Origin of the sequence: Hungatella hathewayi WAL-18680 (assembly GCF_000235505.1) — a bacterium.
In the GTDB taxonomy this organism is placed as follows: Bacteria; Bacillota; Clostridia; order Lachnospirales; family Lachnospiraceae; genus Hungatella_A; species Hungatella_A hathewayi_A.
The window spans coordinates 481,600-504,677 of record NZ_JH379028.1 but is presented as its reverse complement, the minus strand read 5'-3'; the positions used below and the strand labels follow the sequence as shown (position 1 = coordinate 504,677).

The 23,078-nt window shown below is 51.6% G+C and carries 19 protein-coding genes; 13 read left to right on the top strand and 6 right to left on the bottom strand.

Going from position 1 to position 23,078, the window contains the following annotated elements:
• The first annotated feature begins 94 nt into the window (after positions 1 to 94).
• Together HMPREF9473_RS18105 and HMPREF9473_RS18100 are read left to right on the top strand one after the other, a co-directional pair.
• Complete coding sequence (locus HMPREF9473_RS18105) at positions 95 to 430, top strand: cyclic-di-AMP receptor (RefSeq protein ID WP_006781644.1); 336 nt, start codon at positions 95 to 97, stop codon at positions 428 to 430.
• 216 nt (positions 431 to 646) lie between these two features.
• Positions 647 to 1,804 (top strand): class II fructose-bisphosphate aldolase, encoded by a 1,158-nt coding sequence (locus HMPREF9473_RS18100; protein WP_006781643.1) that lies wholly within the window; start codon positions 647 to 649, stop codon positions 1,802 to 1,804.
• Positions 1,805 to 1,879: 75 nt separating this feature from the next.
• On the opposite strand, the gene HMPREF9473_RS18095 is transcribed toward HMPREF9473_RS18100, so the two are convergent.
• Positions 1,880 to 2,575 (bottom strand): GntR family transcriptional regulator, encoded by a 696-nt coding sequence (locus HMPREF9473_RS18095; protein ID WP_006781642.1) that lies wholly within the window; start codon positions 2,573 to 2,575, stop codon positions 1,880 to 1,882.
• Between the two features lie 406 nt (positions 2,576 to 2,981).
• Here HMPREF9473_RS18095 and dctP point away from each other — a divergent pair, with 406 nt between their 5' ends.
• From dctP to HMPREF9473_RS18075, 4 genes are all read left to right on the top strand, one after another.
• Positions 2,982 to 4,094: a TRAP transporter substrate-binding protein gene (gene dctP / locus HMPREF9473_RS18090; RefSeq protein ID WP_006781641.1), complete on the top strand. Its 1,113-nt coding sequence runs from the start codon at positions 2,982 to 2,984 to the stop codon at positions 4,092 to 4,094.
• Between the two features lie 63 nt (positions 4,095 to 4,157).
• Positions 4,158 to 4,703, top strand: a complete 546-nt coding sequence (locus HMPREF9473_RS18085; protein ID WP_006781640.1) for a TRAP transporter small permease — start codon at positions 4,158 to 4,160, stop codon at positions 4,701 to 4,703.
• 19 nt (positions 4,704 to 4,722) lie between these two features.
• Positions 4,723 to 6,012 (top strand): TRAP transporter large permease, encoded by a 1,290-nt coding sequence (locus HMPREF9473_RS18080; protein WP_006781639.1) that lies wholly within the window; start codon positions 4,723 to 4,725, stop codon positions 6,010 to 6,012.
• Positions 6,013 to 6,055: 43 nt separating this feature from the next.
• A complete protein-coding gene (locus HMPREF9473_RS18075) occupies positions 6,056 to 6,844 on the top strand; it encodes an HpcH/HpaI aldolase family protein (protein ID WP_006781638.1) in 789 nt (262 codons plus the stop codon).
• A gap of 1,034 nt (positions 6,845 to 7,878) precedes the next feature.
• Here the strand turns inward: HMPREF9473_RS18075 and HMPREF9473_RS18070 are convergent.
• Positions 7,879 to 8,781: a radical SAM protein gene (locus HMPREF9473_RS18070; protein ID WP_006781637.1), complete on the bottom strand. Its 903-nt coding sequence runs from the start codon at positions 8,779 to 8,781 to the stop codon at positions 7,879 to 7,881.
• A gap of 150 nt (positions 8,782 to 8,931) precedes the next feature.
• On the opposite strand from HMPREF9473_RS18070, the gene HMPREF9473_RS18065 reads away from it, so the two are divergent.
• Together HMPREF9473_RS18065 and HMPREF9473_RS18060 are read left to right on the top strand one after the other, a co-directional pair.
• Positions 8,932 to 9,627 (top strand): AzlC family ABC transporter permease, encoded by a 696-nt coding sequence (locus HMPREF9473_RS18065; RefSeq protein ID WP_006781636.1) that lies wholly within the window; start codon positions 8,932 to 8,934, stop codon positions 9,625 to 9,627.
• A complete protein-coding gene (locus HMPREF9473_RS18060) occupies positions 9,624 to 9,956 on the top strand; it encodes a branched-chain amino acid transporter permease (protein WP_006781635.1) in 333 nt (110 codons plus the stop codon). Before HMPREF9473_RS18065 ends, HMPREF9473_RS18060 begins: the two co-directional genes overlap by 4 nt.
• Positions 9,957 to 9,969: 13 nt before the next feature.
• Here HMPREF9473_RS18060 and HMPREF9473_RS18055 read toward each other — a convergent pair whose 3' ends face one another.
• Positions 9,970 to 10,866 (bottom strand): helix-turn-helix domain-containing protein, encoded by an 897-nt coding sequence (locus HMPREF9473_RS18055; protein ID WP_006781634.1) that lies wholly within the window; start codon positions 10,864 to 10,866, stop codon positions 9,970 to 9,972.
• A gap of 166 nt (positions 10,867 to 11,032) precedes the next feature.
• Between HMPREF9473_RS18055 and HMPREF9473_RS18050 the strand changes: the two genes are divergently transcribed.
• Complete coding sequence (locus HMPREF9473_RS18050; RefSeq protein ID WP_034859606.1) at positions 11,033 to 12,088, top strand: mannonate dehydratase; 1,056 nt, start codon at positions 11,033 to 11,035, stop codon at positions 12,086 to 12,088.
• A gap of 35 nt (positions 12,089 to 12,123) precedes the next feature.
• Complete coding sequence (locus tag HMPREF9473_RS18045) at positions 12,124 to 12,972, top strand: SDR family oxidoreductase (RefSeq protein ID WP_006781632.1); 849 nt, start codon at positions 12,124 to 12,126, stop codon at positions 12,970 to 12,972.
• 72 nt (positions 12,973 to 13,044) lie between these two features.
• Here HMPREF9473_RS18045 and HMPREF9473_RS18040 read toward each other — a convergent pair whose 3' ends face one another.
• Positions 13,045 to 13,224 (bottom strand): hypothetical protein, encoded by a 180-nt coding sequence (locus HMPREF9473_RS18040; protein ID WP_006781631.1) that lies wholly within the window; start codon positions 13,222 to 13,224, stop codon positions 13,045 to 13,047.
• Between the two features lie 138 nt (positions 13,225 to 13,362).
• Between HMPREF9473_RS18040 and HMPREF9473_RS18035 the strand changes: the two genes are divergently transcribed.
• Together HMPREF9473_RS18035 and HMPREF9473_RS18030 are read left to right on the top strand one after the other, a co-directional pair.
• Positions 13,363 to 16,962, top strand: coding sequence for a J domain-containing protein (locus tag HMPREF9473_RS18035; protein WP_006781630.1), 3,600 nt, complete (start codon positions 13,363 to 13,365; stop codon positions 16,960 to 16,962).
• Positions 16,959 to 18,644, top strand: coding sequence for a molecular chaperone HscC (locus tag HMPREF9473_RS18030; protein WP_006781629.1), 1,686 nt, complete (start codon positions 16,959 to 16,961; stop codon positions 18,642 to 18,644). Before HMPREF9473_RS18035 ends, HMPREF9473_RS18030 begins: the two co-directional genes overlap by 4 nt.
• Before the next feature lie 88 nt (positions 18,645 to 18,732).
• Here HMPREF9473_RS18030 and HMPREF9473_RS18025 read toward each other — a convergent pair whose 3' ends face one another.
• Positions 18,733 to 20,346 carry a CTP synthase gene (locus HMPREF9473_RS18025; RefSeq protein ID WP_006781628.1) on the bottom strand — a complete coding sequence of 538 codons (1,614 nt, stop codon included), beginning with the start codon at positions 20,344 to 20,346 and terminating at the stop codon, positions 18,733 to 18,735.
• Between the two features lie 235 nt (positions 20,347 to 20,581).
• Here HMPREF9473_RS18025 and ftsH point away from each other — a divergent pair, with 235 nt between their 5' ends.
• On the top strand, positions 20,582 to 22,684 hold the full coding sequence (gene ftsH / locus HMPREF9473_RS18020; RefSeq protein ID WP_006781627.1) for an ATP-dependent zinc metalloprotease FtsH: 2,103 nt from the start codon (positions 20,582 to 20,584) through the stop codon (positions 22,682 to 22,684).
• Between the two features lie 38 nt (positions 22,685 to 22,722).
• On the opposite strand, the gene HMPREF9473_RS18015 is transcribed toward ftsH, so the two are convergent.
• On the bottom strand, positions 22,723 to 23,078 hold a 356-nt coding region (locus tag HMPREF9473_RS18015; RefSeq protein ID WP_006781626.1), incomplete at its 5' end, for a LysR substrate-binding domain-containing protein.

The following is a 23,078-nucleotide window of genomic DNA, read 5'->3' as shown; positions in this document are numbered from 1 at the left end:
GGATAACCGAAGGTTATTCAAGAAGATTAGCCGCCTTGAACGTACAAATGACCAATAAAAGTCCATAGTAAAGAAAGACAGCGAGGTGTTGATTATGAAGATTATCTATGCAATCGTAAGTTCTGATGATGGTACAAGAGTGACAGACGTATTAAACGAGCATCAGTTCAGCGTCACAAGGCTGGCAACCACCGGCGGTTTCCTAAAAAAAGGAAACTCCACGCTCCTGATCGGTACGGAGGAGGAGCGGGTCAATGAGGCAATCGAACTGATCAAAGATACCTGCGGCAAACGCCAGAAGATTACCTGCAACGTCCCAGCGCCCAACATCGCGTCCATATCTGCCGGCTACATGATGATGCCTATGACCGTAGAACTGGGCGGCGCCACCATTTTCGTCACCGACGTAGAGCGTTTTGAAAAGATATAAAAATTGTAAATAAGAATCAAAAACACGCCTTCCGGGTTCCCGTGATAAAACAAATTCACAGGAACCCGTTTTTGTAGTAGCAGCCCCCTTCCCCCCTATCCCCTTCCTACTCAAACGTTTGAGTAAAAAACAGCACAAACCTCCCCCCACCTGTGCTAAAATACTATTGCAAGATAACGGAAGAATGTGAAAACAAAAAAGAAAAGGGGAAAGACTATGCCATTAATACCATTACGGCCTTTATTGGAGGCAACAGTAAAATACGGTTTCGGCCAGGGCGCGTTCAACGTCAACGCCGTAGCCCAGGCGAAAGCCGCTATTGAGGTACATGAGATGTTCCGCTCCGCCGCCATTTTACAGGGAGCGGATTTGGCCAACGGCTTCATGGGCGGCCGGACCGATTTTATGAACGCCACGCTGGCGGACAAGAAAATCGGCGCGAAGAACATAGCAGACGCGGTGAAGAAGTACGGCGCCGACTCCGAGATTCCCATCGTCCTTCACCTGGACCACGGGCGGGATTATGACTCCTGCGTGGCTGCGATTGAGGGGGGATACACCTCGGTTATGATTGACGGCTCGTCCCTTCCGTTCAAGGAAAATATCGAGCTGACGAGAGAGGTAGTCAAATATGCCCACGCCAGAGGCGTCAGCGTGGAAGGAGAGCTGGGCGTGCTGGCCGGCGTGGAAGACCATGTATTTTCCGCTTCCTCCACCTACACCAATCCTCTGGACGCGGTGGAATTCTTCAAACAGACCGGCGTGGACGCGCTGGCCATTTCCTACGGAACCATGCATGGCGCCTCCAAGGGCAAGGACGTGAAGCTGAGAAAAGAGATTGCCATCGCCATCCGCGAGTGCATGAACCACACGGGAATCTTCGGCGCCCTGGTATCCCACGGCTCCTCCACCGTTCCCAAATACATCGTGGACGAGATTAACGCTATGGGCGGCGAGCTGACCAACACCTACGGCATTTCCATCGAGGAGCTGAAGGCAGCCATCCCGGCCGGCATCAGCAAAATCAACGTGGACACCGACATCCGCCTGGCAGTGACCAGAAACATGAAGGAACTGTTCGCCAAATACCCGGAGAAACGTACCAGCGCCTCCATCGGCCCCATCTACGAGCTGCTGGAGACCAAGAAGAACCAGTTTGACCCGCGGGTTTTCCTGCCGCCGATTATGGACACGGTGATGTATGGAAATGTTCCCGACGAGGACGTGGCCGCGATTGTCAGCTGCGTGGAGCGCGGCGTGAAAGAGGTTGTGGGAACCCTGATTGTAGAGTTCGGCTCCTTCGGCAAGGCCCCGCTAGTAGAGCAGGTATCGCTGGACGAGATGGCGGAGCGGTACAAAAAAATGGAGAAATAAGAAACAGAAATAAACGAAAAACAGCCAGATACGGCAGGGCATCTATCATCGCCCCGCCGTATCTGGCTTTTTATATTAAAGATTTTTCTGAAGAAAGAAATCCCTGTACTCCTCTGAAAACAGCTGTCCCCCCAGCCGCCGCACGCCGCCAAACAGGTGGTGGGTCATAATGCCCTCTATGGCATCCACATCTTTGGAATCGATGATTTCAATCATCCTCTCATGGTCGGACAACACATCCGGCACATTCTTCGCACCCATGATATCCAGGCGGATAAACCGGGAGTAATCCGGCTGCGGCCGGATAAGCGTTTCCCAGAGAAACATCTTATTGGTAGCTCGGAACCAGATTTTGTGCATCTCCAAATCCTTGCTCAAAAAGTTGTTGATATCAAAATGCTCCGGCTCCGCGACATCGGCCGCCGCTTCCTCCAGCAGCTGCATGGCATATCTCACCCGGGCCACGTCCGTGGGCGTGCAGGTCTTCACGAAATCTCGCAGAATCATGGTCTCCACGGCCACCCGCTGATAGATAAGCTGGCTTGCAATATCCAAATCGATGGGGGTTACAATGGTCTCTTTGTGGGGAATAATCTGCACAAACCGATTCTGCTGAAGCCGCTGAAGCACGCTTCGGACCGGCGTTCTTGATACGGAGAACCGTTTACACAGGCTGTTCTCGCTGAGTGTTTCCCCAGGTCTTATTTTCAAAGAGACAATCTCATCCTCCAATATCTTATAGATATCATCACACAACAAAGCATTTTCCATATGACAGCTCTCACTTTCTCACGACCGGACAATCGGAACTTGAATACATATCCGTCTATACCGTACATTATAGATGTAAAATATATGAATGTCAAATTTGTTTCCAGATAGGGATAGAAATATAGAAGAATGTATACAAGTAAATGACCGCCATCCCCCTGATTCTGGTCAAAATCATGGATTTATTTGCAAAAACAGGCGAATAAATTGCAAAAACGCTAAAAATCTCTTGATTTTGGCTGAAAACTATGCTAGAATTCCATTGTAAATGTATACAAGATGAGTAAAAATAAAAACTGAAGCAGAACCAATTTTATCAATAAAACATTGAAAACACAAAGAAAAAATGATTCTCAAAAACTTGTATACAAGCAAATAATATTTGATATCACAGGAGGAACATGGTATGAAAAAAAGAATTGCATGGTTATTATGCGCGGCAATGGCAGTCTCCAGTCTGACAGCATGTGGCGGCGGCAGCTCCGATACGGCGGTGACAACAGCGGCCGGAGCCCAGACGGAGGACACAAAGGCTGCCGATACGACTGCGGCTGCCCAGGCAGAAGGGGAAGATACATATGCGGCGCTTGGAGATTTTACCATGACGGTAGGACATGCACAGCCGGAGGGCAATCCACGTTTTGTATCCATGGAGAAATTTGCGGCGGATGTTGCGGAGCGGACCAACGGCCACGTGACAGTGGAGGTGTATGGCAACGGACAGCTGGGTACCGAGAAAGAGATGCTAGAGCAGGTAGTGGCAGGAACTGTTCAGGGCATGAGAGGCGGTCAGTTTGACTTTAGTCCCCGTCTTCTGATGTTTACCCTTCCTTTCCTGGCTCAGAACCGTGCCCAGGTTACCGCCCTGTTGAACAGTGATTTGGCGAAGAAGGTATGTGCGGAAGCGGAGTCGGAGACAGGAACGGTTATCATCGGCCTGTGTGACGCCGGCGGCTACCGCCAGTTTTCCAACAGCAAGCGTCCTATCACCAAGCCGGAGGATTTAAAGGGATTAAAGATGCGTACCAACGGTATGAACACCATCGACAAGACCTTCATGGCTCTGGGCGCTACCACCACGACGATTCCTTACTCCGATTTATATATGGGCTTAAAGACCGGTGTGGCGGACGGACAGGAGAATCCGTGGGTCAATGTTGACGGCATGAAATTCTATGAGGTGCAGAAATATTTTACCGAAGTGAACTACCAGTTCCATCCGGACCCATTCTATATCAACGCGGCATGGTGGAATTCCCTTCCGGCCGAGTATCAGCAGATTATCAAAGAGTGCTCCGATGAGATGTGCGCTTACAATGACCAGCTGATTGACGAGAACCAGGAAGCGTCCAAGCAGGTAGTCATCGACGCCGGCTGTGAGGTATATGAGCCGACAGCGGAAGAACTGAAGGCATTCCAGGATGCGGTGGCAGTTGTCTATGAGCAGTGCGTTGCGGAAGGAATCCTGACAGCTGAGGAGTTGAAGGAAATGCAGGATATTGTAGCTAATACAAAATAAAGAAACAGGATGGATACTCCCGGAATGAAACTGTGATAAAACGGATGGATTTTCGGGAGTATTTTGAGAAAGGGGCTGAGTTCCATCGAAAAGCTGAAAAAGATTGGCCGGAAATTATTTACTATTTATTTCGGCATCGGAGTGGTAGCCATGGGCCTGCTGGCCGTACTGGTGATTTTTTCGGTAATTGCGCGGTATTTCTTCTCTCACAGCTGGAAGCAGCTGGCGGAGTTTAATGTGACGCTGTTTGCATTTACCACCTTCTGGGGGATGGGGATTAATATATTAAAAAATGAACACGTCATCATTGATATTTTCTATGACAGCGTGAAGCCTGCATGGAAGCGGTGGCTGAGCGTGATGAACTATCTGATTGTGCTGGTGGTCGACCTGGTATTTACCTGGCAGGGAATCAAATACGTGGGCGTGGCCGGCAAGCAGATCAGCCAGGGCATGGAGATTCCCATGAAGTACATGTATGGAATTATGCCGGTTTGCGGCGCCATCTGTGCCGTCTGCATTGTCATCAAAATCATAGAATTTATAACTGCTGACATCTCTTATTTTGCTCCGAAGAATCAAGAATTAAAAGAAGAGACAACAGCATAGGAAAGGAGCCGAAACGAGTATGGCAATGATAATTCTTCTGGTGCTGCTGATTATATTTGCAGCCGTTGGAGTCCCGCTTGCATTTGCAATCGGCGCCTCCTGTGTCACCTATATTTCTACCAATGCTCCCAACTTTATGAGCATGGTTCCCCAGCGTGTCTGGAACGGCGCTTACAGTGAGCTGATGATAGCTATGCCGCTGTTTATGCTGGCCGGTGAGCTGATGAATACGGGCGGCATTACCAAACGTATCATCAATTTCTGCCTCCAGATTCTGCGCCCCATCCGTGGCGGGCTTGGGGAGGTCAATATTGTGGCGTCCATGATATTTGGAGGGATTTCCGGTTCCTCCGTGGCGGATACCTCCGCCCTTGGAAGCATTCTGATTCCGGCTATGGAGGAGCAGGGGTATCCGCCGGCGGCTTCCGCAGGCATTACCGTGGCATCCTCCACGATGGGGATGATTATCCCGCCGTCCACACCGATGATTGTGTATTCCATGATTTCAGGGGCGTCCGTGGGAGCTCTGTTTATGGCCGGAGCGGTTCCAGGGATTCTGATTGGACTGACACAGCTCATATTAGTGTTTGTCATCAGCCGCAGGAAGGGCTGGCATCCGGCGCATACGAAGTTTGACGTTAAAGAATGTGTTATGGCGATTTTATCCGGGATACCGGCGCTTTTGATGCCGCTGTTTATCATTGTCTGCGTGTCCTTTGGTGTCTGCACGGCGTCGGAAAGCGCGGGAGTTGCGGTGTTGTATGCGATACTGGTCGGGTTCTTTATCTACAAGGAGCTGACCTGGAGGGACATCTGGGAGGCGCTTAAGAAGACCCTGATTTCGTCCTCCTCCATCATGCTGATTATCGGTTTCACCACCATCTTTACCTGGGTGCTGACCATGCAGAAGGTTCCGCAGACCGTAGCCATGTTTTTCATGGACCTGAATATGCCGGCATGGGGAATCGCACTGATGTTCGACGTGCTGATTCTCATGATTGGAACCTTTATTGACGTGAGCCCGGCGATTCTGCTGCTGACACCAATCATGCTGCCGGTGATGCAGAATTATGGATTTTCACCGCTGCAGTTTGGCGCCATGATGATTACCGGTCTTGCCATCGGTCTTGTGACACCGCCGGTGGGCATGTGCTTGAATGCATGTAACAAGATTAACCGGATGCCGGTGGTGGCCATCTTCAAGGGGGCGCTTCCGTTTATCATCTGTAATATCATTGTGCTGATAGCCATCAGTCTGTGGGGGCCGCTGACCACCTGGCTGCCGCTTATGCTTGGGTACAGCCTGTAATGCGGGGACGGCGGAATAATTGTTTGTGATGAAGGGGAATCTTATGACATTAAAAGAGAAAATGAAACAGGGGCCGGTGTTTGGCATGGCATGCTTTACCGGAGCAACCTGTGTGATTGAAAATATTGCCATGTCAGGTCTGGATTTTATCTATCTGGATTTGGAGCATACGGACTGGATGCTGGACGGAGATTTTGAGAAGCAGATTATGGCGGCGAGACTTCATGATATCTCGGTGCTGGTGCGTATGGCGGATGACGACGAAGTGGCGATCCGCAAAGTGCTGGAGTGGGGAGCTGACGGCGTGGTGATCCCTCACTGCAAGACCGCCGCCATGGCGAAACGGTGTGTGGAGGCCGCCAAATTCTCCCCGCTGGGACGAAGAGGCGGGGAGAGCAATGTCAGGGCTGCCGGATTTGGCTTCCATGATTTTGACTGGAACACCTATATGGAGCAGCAAAACCGTGACACCCTGGTGATTCCTATGGATGAGGATTATGAGTTTACGGATAATATAGATGAAATCCTGTCGGTACCCGGCGTGGATGCCGTGAATTTCGGCCCCATCGATTATGCGGTATCCAAAGGGCTGAAGGTTGGTTATACCATGGGGGAAGAGGTAAAGGAGGCATACCGGATTCTGGTGGAGAAATGCCGTGATAAGGGAATCGGAGTTCTCGGTCCGGTGGTGCCGCCCACGAAGGAGAATTTAGAGCAGGCGGTCCGTGACGGATACACCATGATTATCCTCGGCAATGATATGTGGCACTTCCAGAAGTCGCTGAAAGAACTGATGAGCGGCGCGGTGGAGCCAGTGAGAAGCGGGAAATAAATGTGTAGATAAAATAGAGTGAGAGAGGGAAGCGGGTAGACACTGTCAGGTGGGCATCCGCTTCCTTTTTCGTCAAAGCTGATGAATATTCTGAAAACAATAAAAATAAACAAGAAAAACAAAAGAAATATTGTATAAAAATAGAAACAATTACAATAATTAAATACAATTCAAATATAAACAAAAAATAATTAAAAAATCAATAAAAAGTGTTGACAAATCAAAAGTCCTGGTCTATAATAAAGCCATAAACAAAAGAGAGATAACAAAAAAACAAGTTAACAGAAAGGTTAACAAATCTAAAAGAAGGAGGTACAGTCCACCAAAGTCATAAGTCTCGTTTAGTTTATAACATTTATAAACTGAACAATAGGAAAACCCAATCTACTATTATTAGTGAAAACCGTATCCGATTGAAAAGCTATGGAATTTAAAATCTAAATCAGAGTTATCGTTATTGATATCAGGAATGTCGTTTTAGTGATATGACGAGAAAGTATTATTAGGACGAAATGGATATTCAAAAGATAACACATTTAGAAGATATGAAAATGAAAAATGAAGAAACGATACATAGACTAACGGTCAGTAACATAGTAGAGAGGAGTAGAAAAATTTCATATAGAGTTGGTAGTACAGCACGTAAAGTACAAAAGGTACTACGAAGGAAAAGCAATACGTAAAGCAATGTGGCAGTACCGAACGTATTGTAAAGCAGTACAAACAGTAATGTGACAAGCAGTACAAGAAGTAATGTAAAAGCAATACAGAACGTAGTGTGAAAGCAGTACAGGAAGTGATGTAATAGCAATACCAAAGGTAATGTGTAAGCAGTACAGGTAGTAATGTAAGAGCAGTACAAGAAGTAATGCAAAGGGCGATACGTAAAGCAGTATGAAAAAGTGAAACAAAAGACTAGAAAGAATGACAATAAAAAAATTGAAAAGTGAGGTAGTAGTCCAATGGACGAGATAGTTTAGAAACGAGTATCGATGAAAAAAGTAATCGGTGCTCGTTTCTAGTTGTATTGACAGTTATTCTTCCAGACCTTCCAAGTCGAACGGCGGTGTGTATTCTTCTTTGGCACTGCTTTTTTTCTGCATAAATCCCATGTTCAGCCCTAAATCCAGGGCGGTGTTTACAACTTTATCGTATTCGTAGCTGGTGATTCGGCGGTTGATCTCCGGGTACTGGCTGCTGTGGTAGAAGGGGGTGTACTGGCTCATCAGGCTGATGAGGAAGTGGCCCTCCGGCAGAGTGTCCTTCATCCAGTGGAGCAGGCGGATGGAATCATCTTTGGCGCCCGGAAGCACCATATGGCGGATGATGACGCCGGATTTCATGAGGGATTTCTCGAAAATCGGCGGACCGGTCTGGGCGGCCATCTGTGAAATCGCGGCCGAGGCAACGTTAAAATAGTCCTTGGCCTGGGAGTATCTGGTGGACAGCTTTGGACTGTAATATTTCAAATCGGGGAGCCAGATATCCACGTAATCCTTCAGCAGCTTCACCGTCTCCACCCGCTCGTAGCCGCCGCAGTTGTAGACGACGGGGATGGTTAAGCGGTGGCGAACCTGGTCTAAGGCTTGTAAGACGGAGGGCAGGTACTGGGTGGCGGTCACCAGATTGATGTTGTGGGCTCCCTGGTCCTGGAGGCGGAGGAAAATGTCGGACAGCTGCATTTCCGTCAGCTCTTTTCCAAACTGCTCCTGGCTGATGGAATAATTCTGGCAGAAACAGCAGCGGAGAGTGCAGCCACTGAAAAAGACGGTGCCGCTTCCGGCCGTACCGCTGATGCAGGGCTCCTCCCAGTGGTGGAGGGCGGCCCGGGCCGCTTTGATATGGGAACCGCTCTGGCAGAAGCCGGTGGCCATGGTACGGTCCACACGGCACATCCGGGGGCAGAGCTGGCAGCAGGTGTAGGTAAATGGATTCATGGAAAGGGCCTCCTGTAAACACTTTAGTTAATACTTTATCACTGTGACTCGATGATTGACAAATCGATTCATGACTAGTAAAATAGGTAATTAATCCTCTGTCTATCATAAGGAAGGACGGGGGAAAATGCAAGTAAAAGGATGAAGATTATGGCGCACAGGAGGACTACGGAGTTTACATATGCCTTTCCAAAGACCGTTCCGGTTATGGTGGGGTATTTATTTTTAGGCGCGGCCTATGGGATTTTGATGAAGGTGAACGGGTTTGGCCTTGGCTGGGTGCTGGCCGCCAGTCTGATTGTGTTTGCGGGAAGTCTCCAGTATCTGGGGGTGACACTGCTGGCGGGGATGGTGAACCCGGTCTATGCGTTTTTGATGGGGCTGATGATTAATGCCAGACATCTGTTCTACGGCATTTCCATGCTGGATAAGTTCCGGGATATCAAGGGATGGAAGAAGCTGTACCTGGTGTTCGCGCTGACGGACGAGACATTTTCGGTGCTGTGTGATGAGGAGGTGCCGGAGTGGCTGGACAAGGGGAGGGTCTATCTGTGGATTTCAGCTTTGGATCATGCTTACTGGACGATTGGAAGTCTGCTGGGAGTGGCGATTGGGAGTATGATTACGTTTAACACCGCGGGACTTGACTTTGCGCTGACGGCGCTGTTTGTGGTGATATTTGTGGACCAGTGGAAATCCCAGAAGGACCACCGGCCGGCGATGATTGGACTGCTGGCCTCGGTATTGTGCCTGGTTATCTGGGGGGCTTCGGCCTTTATTATACCGGCCATGATACTGATACTGGCGGTGTTGACATTTAATTATAAAAAGGGAGAACGGGCATGAGTGGGACGACACAGGGAATCCTGATTATTGCGGCTATGGCGGTGGCGACCATGATTACCAGATTTCTGCCGTTTGTGCTGTTTCCGGCGGGGAAGAAGACGCCGAAATATATCGAGTATCTGGGGAAATCCCTTCCCTACGCGACCATGGGGCTTTTGGTGGTTTACTGTCTGAAGGGAGTTTCGTTGACTGCGGCGCCGTTTGGGGCACCGGAGATATTGGCAATCGTCGCGATCATATTGCTTCACAATTGGAAGAGAAATTCCCTGCTCAGCATTGGAGCAGGGACGGTGTTTTATATGATACTGGTTCAGGTGGTGTTTGCTTAAGCGGGGCACCCCGTCAAAACATGGCCGGCGGCGCCTGGTCTCCGGTGAGCTGGTGCTGTTCCCGGAATTCTGTGGGGGACAGACCGAACTCTTTTTTGAAAGCCCGGTAAAAACTGGTGTAATCGTGAAATCCAAATTGATAAATCAGCTGGTTAAATGGAATCCCTGACAGGATTCCATTTTTGATTGCCTGAAGACGTTTTTTCACCACATATTGATGGAGGGAGATGCCCATATTATCTTTAAAGATATGGGAAATGTGGTATTTGCTCACATAAAAGAAGGCGGCCAGCGTGTCCAGGGATAAATCTTCCTCCAGATGGTTATTAATATAATCGCAGACATTTAAATAGAGGACATTTTCGTAAGAGGGCGATATATCGTGGCAGGTGTCATAGATGAGCCGGTTGATGTGAACCAGGAAGGAGGCGGCCATCATGCGGATGTGGAGGTCCCGGAAGCTGCGGCTGCTGTTTTTCTCCTCCAGCAAATCCATCAAAAGCCCCTGGATGCCCTGCCGGGTGATAAAGTCGGTCTCAAACCGGTAATGTCCCACCCGCTTCACATAGTCAAACCCATAGGAAAATTCCGGCGAAGCCGCCAGCAGGCGTTCATAGAAATCGCGGCTGAGCCACAGCACGAATCTCCGGTAGGGGATGTCCGTGGACTGAAATTCCGGCCGATGGGGCACGCCGGGGGGAATCAGCAGATAATCCCCGTACCGGAGCAGATAGCTTTCGCTTCCAATCTGGTAGACCACGTCCCCCTCCAGAAAAAAATAAAACTCATAATACTCGTGCTGGTGAAAGGAGATATGGTTTAAGTTCACATCATTGTAATAAAAGATTTCCAGGCTGTCGGACTGCATGTACTGCCTGGTGTCAAAGGCGGTTGAGAGTTCTTTCTTCATGGGACATTTCCTCCGTATAACAACAGTATATTCCAAAACCGCAACTTTTGCAATGTGAACAACAAGTATATCTATGGGAAAAAAAAGCGGGTTTGCTATAATATAATTACAAGGTAACGAAGACGGGCGGATGGCCCGGACACTCATGTTTAAGGAGGATTTTTTGATGAAATTATCATTCAGATGGTACGGTGAGGACGACAAAGTGACCCTGGAGCAGATTCGCCAGATTCCGGGTATGCATTCCATCGTGACGGCAGTGTACGACGTGCCGGTGGGCGAGGTCTGGAGCAGAGAGAGCATTGCCAGACTGAAACAGCTGACGGAGGACGCCGGCCTGGCGTTTGAGGTGATTGAGAGCATTCCGGTTCACGAGGATATCAAGCTGGGCAAGCCGTCCAGAGATCAGTATATCGCCAATTACTGCGAGAACATCCGGAGAGTGGCTGAGGCCGGTATCAAATGCATCTGCTACAACTTCATGCCGGTATTTGACTGGACCAGAACCCAGTTGGATCATGTGCTGGAGGATGGCTCCACCTCTCTGGTGTACTATCAGGACCAGGTGGACCAAGTGAATCCGATGGAGAGCGACAGCGATTTGACTCTGCCGGGATGGGATTCCAGCTACACGAGAGAGGGCTTGAAGGCGGTTGTGGGCGAGTACAACGCGCTGTCTGAGGATGATTTGTGGGCGAACCTGAAATATTTCCTGGAGGCTGTGATTCCGGTGGCCGCTGAGTGTGATGTGAATATGGCGATTCATGAGGATGACCCATGCTGGAGCATTTTCGGCCTGCCGAGAATTATCACCTGTGAGGAGAATCTGGATAGGTTCTTGAAGCTGGTGGATGACAAGCACAATGGTATCACCCTCTGCACCGGCTCCCTGGGCTGCTCCAACAAGAACGATGTGGTGAAGATGGCGGCCAAGTATGCGGCTATGGGCAGAATTCATTTTGTTCATGCCAGAAATGTTGCCGTTCTGGAGGACGGACAGGGCTTTGAGGAGCGGGCGCATCTGTCAAGCTGCGGAACGTTGGATATGTTTGCCATTTTGAAGGCGCTGTATGACAATGGATTTGACGGCTATATGAGACCGGACCATGGACGTATGATTTGGGGCGAGACGGGACGTGCAGGCTATGGTCTGTATGACAGAGCATTGGGAGCTACCTATCTGAATGGTCTGTGGGAAGCGATCGACAAGATGAGCAAATAGGAATCAGAAAATAAAATAGAAAGAGGGATATCAGTATGAGTTTATCATTCGGAACGGATTTATCAGGAAAAGTTGCAGTTGTCACAGGAGCCGGCGGTGTGCTGTGCGGGATGTTTGCCAAGACGATCGCGGAAGCGGGAGCGAAGGTGGCGGTTCTTGATTTGAACGAGGAGGCTGCCGGGAAGGTAGCGGATGAGATTGTGGCAGCAGGCGGGATTGCGAAGGCTTACAAGACCAACGTGCTGGAGAGAGCAAGCCTGGAGGAGACTCACGCCAAGGTGCTGGCGGAGCTGGGACCGTGCGACATCTTAATCAACGGAGCCGGCGGCAACAACGCCAGAGCCAACACCACAAAAGAGTATTTCGAGATTGGCGATATTGAGGCGGATACCGTATCCTTCTTTGATTTGGACCAGAGCGGCGTGGAGTTTGTGTTTAACTTAAACTTTATTGGAACGCTGCTTCCAACCCAGATTTTCGCCAAGGACATGGTGGAGAGAAAGGGATGTACGATTTTAAATGTTTCCTCCATGAACGCGTTTACACCACTGACCAAGATTCCGGCGTACAGCGGAGCGAAAGCGGCGATCAGCAACTTTACCCAGTGGCTGGCGGTACATTTCTCCAAAGTGGGAATCCGTGTCAATGCCATGGCTCCGGGCTTCTTCGTGACCAAACAGAATGAGAAGCTGCTGTTCAATGAGGACGGTACACCGACCGAGAGAACAGCCAAGATTCTGGCGGCCACTCCGATGGAGCGGTTTGGTGAGGCGGAGGAGTTGAACGGGACTCTGTTGTATCTGCTGAACAATGAGGCGTCCGGCTTTGTGACCGGCGTGGTGATTCCTGTGGACGGCGGGTTCTCTGCTTATTCAGGAGTATAAAAATAGAAAAGGTTACATGGAGAAAGCCTCCGCTTGTCCCGCATGAATGGCGGGAGGGCGGAGGCTTTCCGGCTATCTGGTCTTCGGGCTGTCATCGGTGGAAGCGGCGTGAGTGATATAGGGATATAAGTCCTCATAGGCTTCCTGCTCGAATTCCGACTGCGGCAGCGCCGGGATGAGGCCGGTACAGTCCATCGTGGAACACGCCTGAACGTCAATGTCCACGTCCTCGTTATGCTGATTATGCTTCATTGTCCATCACCTCAGGATTAGTGTGGGGTGGATATCATTTAATTATGCATGTGTTTATTGTCTTGCAAATATCGCCAGTTTTCTGTATAATTTTAGGAAATTCATTTATTTTTTTGACGGAATAAAAGGAGGACCTGCATGAGCGTTCAGGAGATGTTTGCGGTTTTGGGAATTGGGGTTACCAGGGATGAGGATGAGATTCGGACGGCTTACCGGAATCTGCTGGTGAAGACCAATCCGGAGGATGACCCGGAGGGATTTAAGAGGTTGAGGGGGGCCTACGAGGAGGCGCTTGCCTATGCGAGAACGCCGGAGCAGGACGACGCGGTTCTGGAGGCGGAGTGGATGGAGGAGAAAGGGCCGGCCGGGGAGGTTCTGCGGCAGCTGGCGGACATTTACGTGTCTCTTCCGAGAAGACTTGATTTGGAGGAGTGGAAGGCGCTGGTGAAGCATCCGGTGTTCCAGTCCCTGGACGGAAGTGAGGCGGCAAAATGGGGGATGTTTTCCTACCTGGCCGACCATTACCGGGTGACCTGCAAGGTCTGGCAGCTGCTGGATGAGGTATTTTTCATCGGGGAAAATGAGCAGGAGTTCCGGGAGCATTTGCCGGACGGCTTTATCGATTTTATCCTGTACAAGGTCAATGACAAGACCGGGAATTCCGATTTTGCGTTTGAGCTGTTTGAGGGGGAGCCGGAGGCGGACTATGACGGGTTTGTGGAGACCTACACGGCGCTGATGAATGAGGCCGATGAATCGCCCGAAGGACTTGTGAAGGCCAAACAGATGTTGGAAAAACTGGAGAGCTTTGACGTTTTCCATCCCTGGTGTGAGGTGGAGAAGGCCAGATATCTGCTGCGGACCGATGAGAAGGAGAGGGCGGAGTCCGTGGCCAGAGAAGTCCTTGGAAAGTACGGAAAGGACGATAAAGTGCTGCTGACCGGGGCCGGCATTCTGCTATCCTGCGGTTACCCGGAGGAAGCGGAGCATATTTATGACGGGTATCTGGAGCGGGAGAAAGGAAAACGCTCCAATTTTGGAAATTACACGGCGCTGCTGGGGCTTGGCAAAATCCATATGAAGAGAGAGGACTGGGAGAAGGCCAGGGAACTTCTGGTGGATGCCAGGGATTACCAGGTTACGGAAGAGCTGGAGAAGCTGTTGGAGGAGACCAACCAGGCCCTGACGGAGAAGTATCTGGCGAAGGCCGACAGTCTGACGGAGGAGGAAGCGAAGAATCTGTGTCTGTGCTTCAGCAGTCTGAACCGGGCGGAGGAAGGCTGGGAATTTTTTGAAAAGCATCCGGAGTATGAGTGGAATACCCTGGATTGGCACCGGGCGATGACGTTTCTGGCCGCCAACGCGGGGCAGTTCCAGATAGCTATTGACAGAGCCGGTCTCTGGAGAGGCTTTGTGGAAGCGGAGATTTCCGAGGAGAACCAAAAGGCGGCGGAGAACATGGACAATGATAGCGAGGCGGCCGAGGAGCATGAGCAGGAGTTGGACCGTCTGAAGAGGGGGATGGCCAGAAGCTGGCATTTGGAAGCCTGCTCGTATGGAAGTCTGTTCCGGAAGCTGGATGAGGATGACGAGGAGCAGAAGGAGGAGCGGGAAGCGCTCTATGCCAAAGCCATGGAAGCTCATGACAAGTCCATCGAGCTGGTTGAGACGGAAGTGGAGTTTAGGATGCGCAAGATGATGCTGCTTCGGGACAAGAAGGAGCATCAGAGCGTGGTGGACCAGTGCGAGAAGATACTGGAGCTGGATAGCCAGTTTTTCTGGGCCTGCGCCTACATGCAGGAGGCCTACGAGAATCTCCGCATGGCACAGGAGGTGGTGGATACCTTCTACCGGGCCAAGGCTATTTACGCCGGCAATGCGGAAATCTATCTGCGGGCGCTGCGGGTGTTCAAGGCATTTGACCAGTATGAGGATGCCCTCAACATTATCACACAGGCGGAGGAAGCCGGTGTGGACAATTTGAAGCTGATGGTGGAAAAAATCGGAATTCTGGACCATGTTGTGGATGACGAAGAGGGCTGGCAGGAAGCGGACGACTATGCGAAGGCGGTGATTGAGCGGCTGGAGCGGGAGAATGTGGAGCCGGAAATGCTGGCGGACGCCTATTTAAAGCGGGCTTACTTGAATGACACCGGTGATAAGAAGAACAAGAATAAGGAGCTGCGGCTAGATAAGGAACTGGCGGAGAAGTCTTTGGAACTAAGCGACACCACCGCCTGCCGGTATTACCTGGGCCGCTACTATATCGAGCATGGAAATGATGCCAAAAAGGCTTACGACCATCTGAAAATCTGCGAGGAGCGGGGCATGGACTACGAGTGGATGTATTTCTACATCGCCCAGTGCCATGAGAAGTTCAGGGAGTGGGATAAGGCCATTGAATACTACAAGAAGGTGGCGGAGGTGAATCCGGAGTTCCGCGACTGTTACTGGAGAATCGGCTGGCTCTACCGGACGAAATTCAACCGGACGCTCCAGCAGGAGTATGCCGACAAGGCGCTGTATTACATCAATCTCCAGGGGGAGAAGTTCGGGGAAATCCCGGACCACAACCGGAGGCGTTCGTTCATCTATCTGAGAATGAAGGAATATGACAAGGCTTTGGAGGAGATCGAGAAGGGGCTTGAGAAGGACCCGGACTGCGGCATGTGGTTCCAGAAGGGGCAGATTATGAGGGCCCTGGGAAAATATGACGAGGCCATTGAGTGCTATGAGAACTCCATCAAGTCGGAGGACCGTTACGGGGAGGACGACGAAACCTGCTACGACAGAATTTTCAAATCCTTCTTAAGACAAAAGCGGTATGACGAGGGCATTGCCTACTTTAAAAAGGTGATGGAAGCGGAAGAGAAGAAGAACGTGGATATCTGGGATAAATGCATGTACGCGCTGTCCAATCTGGAGGGAGACCGTGGTAACATCGAACAGGCGCTCTACTGGCTGGAGAAGCGGTATGGCAGTGTGGATTTACATAGACGGGTGAACGATTCCTGGGAGCGGGAGGCGGACCGGATCGAGGATGTGATGGACATCTGGCTGATATTTAAGGATTCCACGGAGGAGGAAATCGAACAGAAATGCCAGGAAGCCGCTTATCTGGGCTATGAGGCCATGGAGGATTTGAGCGGGAAGGCGGAGGACCGGGCCGTTGTCTGCCAGAACGTGGGCGAGGCATTTTTCGCGCTGGGTGATTTCGAGACGGCCAGAAAGTTTTTGGAACGGGCCAGAGAGATATCCAAGATGGTGGATGATTATGACTACTCCAGAAGTCTGGCGGAGTACCTGATGAAGACGTATTACTGGCTGAAGGAGCCGGAGCTTGCAGAGATTGCAGGAAATCTCTACCGGAAAGAGGTGGAGAAGGATTTTGAGGAGTGCAGTGATTTGGGGCTTGATATGGAAACGCTGCTGACCAGGACTTCCACCCAGTCCAAGCAGCTGCTTTACAAGCTGTTCTGCTGGGCCTTCTACACCGGCCAAAACGACCGGGCCCATTCCTATGCCAAAATGATGGAGGAGCGGGAGATGTGCTGGTGGTGTGACGAGGAAGGCTGCACGGAGCTGTGGGAAATCAAGGGGCTGGAGGCCATGCTGAACGGAGACCGGGAGGCGGCTATCACAGCATTTACCAGGGCGGACCAGTTCTGCTGGCTGGGAGGCGTGAGAGAGGCGCGCATGATTATGAGACGACTGGAAAAGGAGAGAGACAGGACATGATAATCGGAATAGACCTGGGCACCACCAACAGCCTGGCGGCATGCTGCCGGGATGGGGAGACAGTCATTATCCCCAACCGGCTGAATGAAAATCTGACGCCGTCGGTGGTGGCCGTGGATGAAAAGGCGCAGATATTGGTGGGAAAAACTGCCAGAGAGTACAGTTACCTCCACCCGGAGCAGAGCGCGGAGGTATTTAAGCGGTTTATGGGAAGTGACAGGCAGTATGAGCTGGGCGGACACAAGTTCCGCCCGGAGGATTTGTCTGCCATGGTGATTCGGGCGTTGAAGGAAGACGCGGAGAAGTTTTTGGGGGAGACGGTGACGGAGGCGGTCATCAGTGTTCCCGCCTATTTTGACGATAAGCGGCGGAAGGCCACGAAGCTGGCCGGGGAACTGGCGGGACTCAAGGTAGAACGGATTATCAGTGAGCCGACGGCGGCCGCCATCACCTACGGGCTGTATGACAGGACGGAGAATACCAGGTTCCTGGTGTTTGACTTGGGAGGCGGCACCTTTGACGTGTCCATCCTGGAACTTTACGGCTCCATCCTGGAGGTGCGGGCCGTGGCCGGGGACAATTACCTGGGCGGCGAGAATTTCACCAGGGTGCTGGAGAAGGAGTTCCTGGAGAGAAATGAGATCGACGAGGAGAAGCTGGACAGAAAGACGGCGACGGCGGTCCACGAGGCGGCGGAGAACTGTAAGAAGCTGTTCAGCCAGGGCGACAAGGCCGTGATGAAGTGCAAGATTGACGGGGAGGAGAAGACCCTCGCCATCGACTTGAAGGAGTATGGGGAGCTGTGCGAGCCGCTTCTGGAGCGGATCAGAAAGCCGCTTCAGCGCAGCATTTCGGACGCCCATGTGAAGCTTTCCGATATCGATGAGGTGGTGCTGGTGGGCGGAGCTACCAGACTGCCGGTGATCCGGGAATTTATCGTGAAGCTGTTTCACAAGTTCCCCAACATTTCCGTCCATCCGGATGAGGCGGTGGCCCTGGGGGCCGCGGTCCAGGGCGCGATGAAGGCCAGGGACAAAGAGGTGAAGGAGATTATCCTGACGGATGTCTGCGCCTTTACGCTGGGGACGGAGGTGTCCGTGGAGAGGCGGGAAGGCGTTTACGAGTCAGGACATTTCTGCCCGATTATAGAGAGAAATACGGTGATTCCCACCAGCCGGACGGAGCGGTTTTACACGGTCCACGACAAGCAGGAGAAGATTCGGATTAATGTGTACCAGGGGGAGAGCCGTCTGACGGTGAACAATCTGCTGCTTGGAAGCCTGGAGATTCCGGTGCCGAAGAACAAGGCCGGGGAAGAGGCGGTGGATGTGACTTACACCTATGATATCAACTCCATTCTGGAGGTGGAGGTGAAGGTGATTTCCACCGGGAAGGTGAAGAAGCAGATCATCAAAGGAAAGTACAATACCATGACGGATGAGGAAATCCAGGTCAGGATGGAGGAGCTTTCCTACTTAAAGATTGCGCCGAGAGACCAGGAGGAGAACCGGCTGCTGCTGCTCAAGGGAGAGCAGTGTTATGAGGAGAGCACCGGGGACAGAAGACTGGTGATTGAAAACTGCATGAGAGAGTTTGAACTGGCCCTGGACAGCAGGGACAGAGAGCGGATTATGGACGCGGAGCGGAAGCTGCGGGAGGAGATTAACAGGGAAGAAGAGTAGGAAGAAAAAACACAGAGAACCCGGCAGGAGGCAGCGAGGATGCTGTCTGGCTGCGGGTAATCTGTGCTTTTTTGTGAAGATTATATTTTTATGCTTTTAAGGCCGCCTGGATGAATCCACGGAACAGCGGGTGGGGGCGGTTAGGTCTGGATTTTAACTCCGGGTGGGCCTGGGTGGCGACGAACCAGGGATGGCCCGGAAGTTCTATCATCTCCACGATGCGGTTGTCTGGAGACAGACCGGAGAGCTTCATGCCGTGTTCGGTCAAGGCATCGCGGAAGTCGTTGTTGACCTCGTAGCGGTGTCTGTGGCGCTCGTGGATGGTCTCTGTGCCGTACAGCTGATAGGCGAGGGAGTCTTTATCCAGAATGCAGGGATAGGAGCCCAGCCTTAAGGTGCCGCCGATATCCTCAATGCCATCCTGGTCCGGCATCAGGTGGATGACCGGGTGGGTGGTGGCGGGATTTAACTCCACGCTGTGGGCGTCCTTGTAACCAAGCACGTTTCTGGCAAATTCCACGATGGACAGCTGCATGCCGAGACAGAGTCCCAGGAATGGGAGGTTGTGTTCTCTGGCATACTGGATGGCATAGATTTTACCGTCGATGCCCCGGTCGCCGAAGCCGCCTGGAACCAGTATGCCCTTCACATCCTGAAAGATGTCGTCGGCATTTTCCTGGGTAACGGTCTCGGAATCCACCCATTTGATGTGAACCTGGGCGTGATTGGCGACTCCGCCGTGCTTTAAGGCTTCCACTACCGAAATGTAGGCGTCGTGGAGCTGAATGTATTTTCCAACCAGGGCTACGGTGACCTCCGTCTGGGGATGTTTCCAGGCGTCTATCATGTCCTGCCATTCGCTTAAATCCGGCTTGGGGCATGGCAGGTCGAGACACTCGCAGGCCACTTCGGCCAGGTGCTCCTGTTCCATGGCCAGAGGGGCCTCGTAGAGAACGTCCACATCCAGATTTTGCAATACGTGGGTGGCGGGGACGTTGCAGAACTGGGATATCTTGCTGCGGATGCCGTCATCCAGCGGATGCTCGGAGCGGCAGACAATGATATCGGGCTGGATGCCCATTCCCTGCAAATCCTTGACGCTGGCCTGGGTGGGTTTTGTTTTCAACTCGCCGGAGGCCTTCAGATATGGAATCAATGTAACGTGAATTAACATGGAATTGTGGGGGCCGGCCTCGTGCATAAACTGGCGGATGGCCTCCAAAAACGGCTGGCTCTCGATATCGCCTACGGTGCCGCCCACTTCTATGATGGCGATTTCGGTCTCGTCGGTGGTGTAATTCCGGTGAAAACGGCTCTTGATCTCGTTGGTGATGTGGGGTATCACCTGCACGGTGCCGCCGCCGAAATCTCCACGGCGCTCTTTGGAGAGCACGGTCCAGTAGACCTTGCCGGCCGTGACGTTGGAATTCTTGGTCAGGCTCTCGTCGATGAAGCGCTCGTAGTGGCCCAAATCCAAATCGGTTTCCGCGCCGTCGTCCGTGACGAAGACCTCGCCGTGCTGAACCGGATTCATGGTTCCCGGGTCAATGTTGATGTAGGGGTCGAATTTCTGCATGGTGACTTTGTAGCCTCTGGATTTTAACAGACGGCCGAGGGATGCTGCTGTGATGCCCTTACCGAGGCCGGAAACGACGCCGCCGGTGACAAAAACGTATTTTGTCTTAGGGTTTTTTGCTGGCATAAACTTACCTCCTTTTAGTGAAAAGTGTTAGAGTCCCGGCAAGCGGAACTCTGTGTTGGGGTGTCTTAAAAAAATACATTATACAACCATGTTTTCCATAAATCCAGAACTTTTGCAAAAAAATATAATTATTTTATTTTTTTTTCATATGACTTTCCTTGATTTATGGGGAGACTGACACTATAATGATAAAGAATAGGCAAAATCAGCCGTTCAGATAGGAGAACATACACATATGGATAACAAGAATAATCAAGATAATAATGGAAAAATGCCGAAGAATGGCCAAACTATCCTTATCTTGGTCATCGCGGCTATCATTACATTTTCGTCAATCACCCTGATGAGGTGGGGTCTGACAAAGAGCACCACAGAGGAACTGCCATATAGTACATTTATTCAGATGCTGGATGATGGGAAAGTAGAATCAGTCATAGTGGGCAGCTCGGAGATACAGGTGAAGCCCAAGAAGGATTTAAAGGAATATAACTCGTTAATCCAATATTATACAGTGCGGATGGAAAGCGGAGACCAGTTGACAGAACGTCTGGAAAAGGCGGGTGTCACCAGCAGCATGGAAAAGCAGGATGGCAGCATGATGCTGGAGACGGTTCTGAGTTTCCTGATTCCGTTTATCTTCATCGTGATTCTGATGAATTTTATGATGAAGCGGATGGGCGGCGGCGGTCTCATGGGAGTGGGCAAGTCCAACGCCAAGATGTATATGCAGAAGGAGACCGGCATTACCTTCAAGGATGTGGCTGGCCAGGATGAGGCCAAGGAATCCCTGGTGGAGATTGTGGATTTCCTGCACAACCCTGGGAAGTACACCCACATCGGCGCGAAGCTGCCAAAGGGCGCCCTGCTTGTGGGACCTCCAGGTACCGGTAAGACGCTGCTGGCCAAGGCGGTGGCCGGTGAGGCGAAGGTGCCGTTCTATTCCCTGTCCGGTTCGGACTTTGTGGAAATGTTCGTGGGCGTGGGTGCGTCCCGTGTCCGTGATTTGTTCAAGCAGGCCCAGGAATCGGCGCCCTGTATCATTTTCATCGATGAGGTGGACGCTATCGGTAAGAGCCGTGATTCCAGATATGGCGGCGGCAACGACGAGAGGGAGCAGACGCTGAACCAGCTGCTTTCGGAGATGGATGGATTTGATTCTTCCAAGGGTCTGTTAGTGCTGGCGGCCACCAACCGTCCGGAGATTCTGGACCCGGCGCTTCTTCGACCGGGACGTTTTGACAGGCGGATCATTGTTGACAAGCCGGATTTAAAGGGACGTGTCAACATTTTGAAGGTACATGCGAAGAATGTGATTCTGGATGAGACGGTGGATTTGGACGGCATCGCGCTGGCGACTTCCGGTGCGGTGGGTTCCGATTTGGCCAATATGATTAACGAGGCGGCGATTCTGGCGGTGAAGAACGGCAGAAAAGCGGTGAGCCAGAAGGATTTGTTTGAGGCTGTGGAAGTGGTGCTGGTTGGTAAGGAGAAGAAGGACCGGGTGCTCAACAAAGAGGAGCGGCGGATTGTGTCTTACCACGAGGTTGGCCACGCGCTTGTCAGCGCACTGCAGAAGGATGCGGAGCCGGTGCAGAAGATTACCATTGTGCCACGTACCATGGGCGCTCTGGGCTATGTGATGCATGTGCCGGAGGAGGAGAAGTTCTTAAATACCAAGAAGGAGCTGCAGGCCATGCTGGTTGGCGCTCTCGGCGGACGTGCGGCGGAGGAGCTGGTGTTTGACACGGTGACTACCGGCGCGGCCAATGATATCGAGCAGGCCACCAGGATTGCGAGAGCCATGGTGACCCAGTACGGTATGTCCGACAAGTTCGGGCTGATGGGACTGGCGACGCAGGAGAACCAGTATCTCTCCGGAAGAACGGTGTTAAACTGTGGCGATGCTACGGCGGCGGAAGTGGACCAGGAGGTAATGCGAATCCTGAAGGAGTCCTACGAGGAAGCCAAGAAGCTGCTTTCCGAGAACCGGGATGTGATGGATAAGATTGCGGAATTCCTGATTGAGAAAGAGACGATTACCGGCAAGGAATTCATGAAGATATTCCGGGAGATGAAGGGCATTCCGGAGCCGGCGGATGTAGATAAGACGGCCGGGGAGAAGCTGGCGGATGAAGTGAGGTCCGAGGAGCATAAGAGTTTGGAATCCAGACCGGAAGTGGAATCACGGAAGGATGCGGAAGGCTGGCCAGAAGCAGAGGCCTTGCAGGATGCGGAAGCTCAGTCTGGAGCAGAGTCCGGGAGTGAGGGTGCTTTAGGAGATCGAGGGCCGGAAGTGCAGATGGCTGAAGTGCAGAAGCCGGATGAGACTTTATCTTAAATTATCTTGATAAGAAGAATGAAATATGGCAGTGAGAGCTAGTTGCTTTCACTGCCATATTTTTTGCATGCGTTGATGAAGCCGTGCATGTTGGTGGTTAAATATTTGCTTTTGTGGTAGATGATGTTGAAATCACGTTTCAGGGGCGGGGTGATGGTGACCTGGTCCACGGTGTGCTCCTGGATGTCTTTCTCCAGCAGGAGATAGGGGAGGACGGCCACGCCGATGCCGGCGGCCACGCCCTTGACGATGGCCTGGGTGCTGGAGCTCTCCCAGATGGGGTGAACGGTGACCTGCTCTAAGGCAAAGCAGGCGTCTAAAAGCTCCCGGCCGGCGCTGCCCTTTTCCCTCATCAGCATGGGGTATTGGGCCAGGTGGAGAGGGTGATGCTGCG

Bases quoted from the DNA above. Each gene is read 5' to 3' on its own strand.
- HMPREF9473_RS18105 (WP_006781644.1), top strand. From the start codon at position 95: ATGAAGATTATCTATGCAATCGTAAGTTCTGATGATGGTACAAGAGTG.
- HMPREF9473_RS18100 (WP_006781643.1), top strand. From the start codon at position 647: ATGCCATTAATACCATTACGGCCTTTATTGGAGGCAACAGTAAAATAC.
- HMPREF9473_RS18095 (WP_006781642.1), bottom strand. From the start codon at position 2,575: ATGGAAAATGCTTTGTTGTGTGATGATATCTATAAGATATTGGAGGAT.
- dctP (WP_006781641.1), top strand. From the start codon at position 2,982: ATGAAAAAAAGAATTGCATGGTTATTATGCGCGGCAATGGCAGTCTCC.
- HMPREF9473_RS18080 (WP_006781639.1), top strand. From the start codon at position 4,723: ATGGCAATGATAATTCTTCTGGTGCTGCTGATTATATTTGCAGCCGTT.
- HMPREF9473_RS18075 (WP_006781638.1), top strand. From the start codon at position 6,056: ATGACATTAAAAGAGAAAATGAAACAGGGGCCGGTGTTTGGCATGGCA.
- HMPREF9473_RS18070 (WP_006781637.1), bottom strand. From the start codon at position 8,781: ATGAATCCATTTACCTACACCTGCTGCCAGCTCTGCCCCCGGATGTGC.
- HMPREF9473_RS18065 (WP_006781636.1), top strand. From the start codon at position 8,932: ATGGCGCACAGGAGGACTACGGAGTTTACATATGCCTTTCCAAAGACC.
- HMPREF9473_RS18060 (WP_006781635.1), top strand. From the start codon at position 9,624: ATGAGTGGGACGACACAGGGAATCCTGATTATTGCGGCTATGGCGGTG.
- HMPREF9473_RS18055 (WP_006781634.1), bottom strand. From the start codon at position 10,866: ATGAAGAAAGAACTCTCAACCGCCTTTGACACCAGGCAGTACATGCAG.
- HMPREF9473_RS18050 (WP_034859606.1), top strand. From the start codon at position 11,033: ATGAAATTATCATTCAGATGGTACGGTGAGGACGACAAAGTGACCCTG.
- HMPREF9473_RS18045 (WP_006781632.1), top strand. From the start codon at position 12,124: ATGAGTTTATCATTCGGAACGGATTTATCAGGAAAAGTTGCAGTTGTC.
- HMPREF9473_RS18040 (WP_006781631.1), bottom strand. From the start codon at position 13,224: ATGAAGCATAATCAGCATAACGAGGACGTGGACATTGACGTTCAGGCG.
- HMPREF9473_RS18035 (WP_006781630.1), top strand. From the start codon at position 13,363: ATGAGCGTTCAGGAGATGTTTGCGGTTTTGGGAATTGGGGTTACCAGG.
- HMPREF9473_RS18030 (WP_006781629.1), top strand. From the start codon at position 16,959: ATGATAATCGGAATAGACCTGGGCACCACCAACAGCCTGGCGGCATGC.
- HMPREF9473_RS18025 (WP_006781628.1), bottom strand. From the start codon at position 20,346: ATGCCAGCAAAAAACCCTAAGACAAAATACGTTTTTGTCACCGGCGGC.
- ftsH (WP_006781627.1), top strand. From the start codon at position 20,582: ATGGATAACAAGAATAATCAAGATAATAATGGAAAAATGCCGAAGAAT.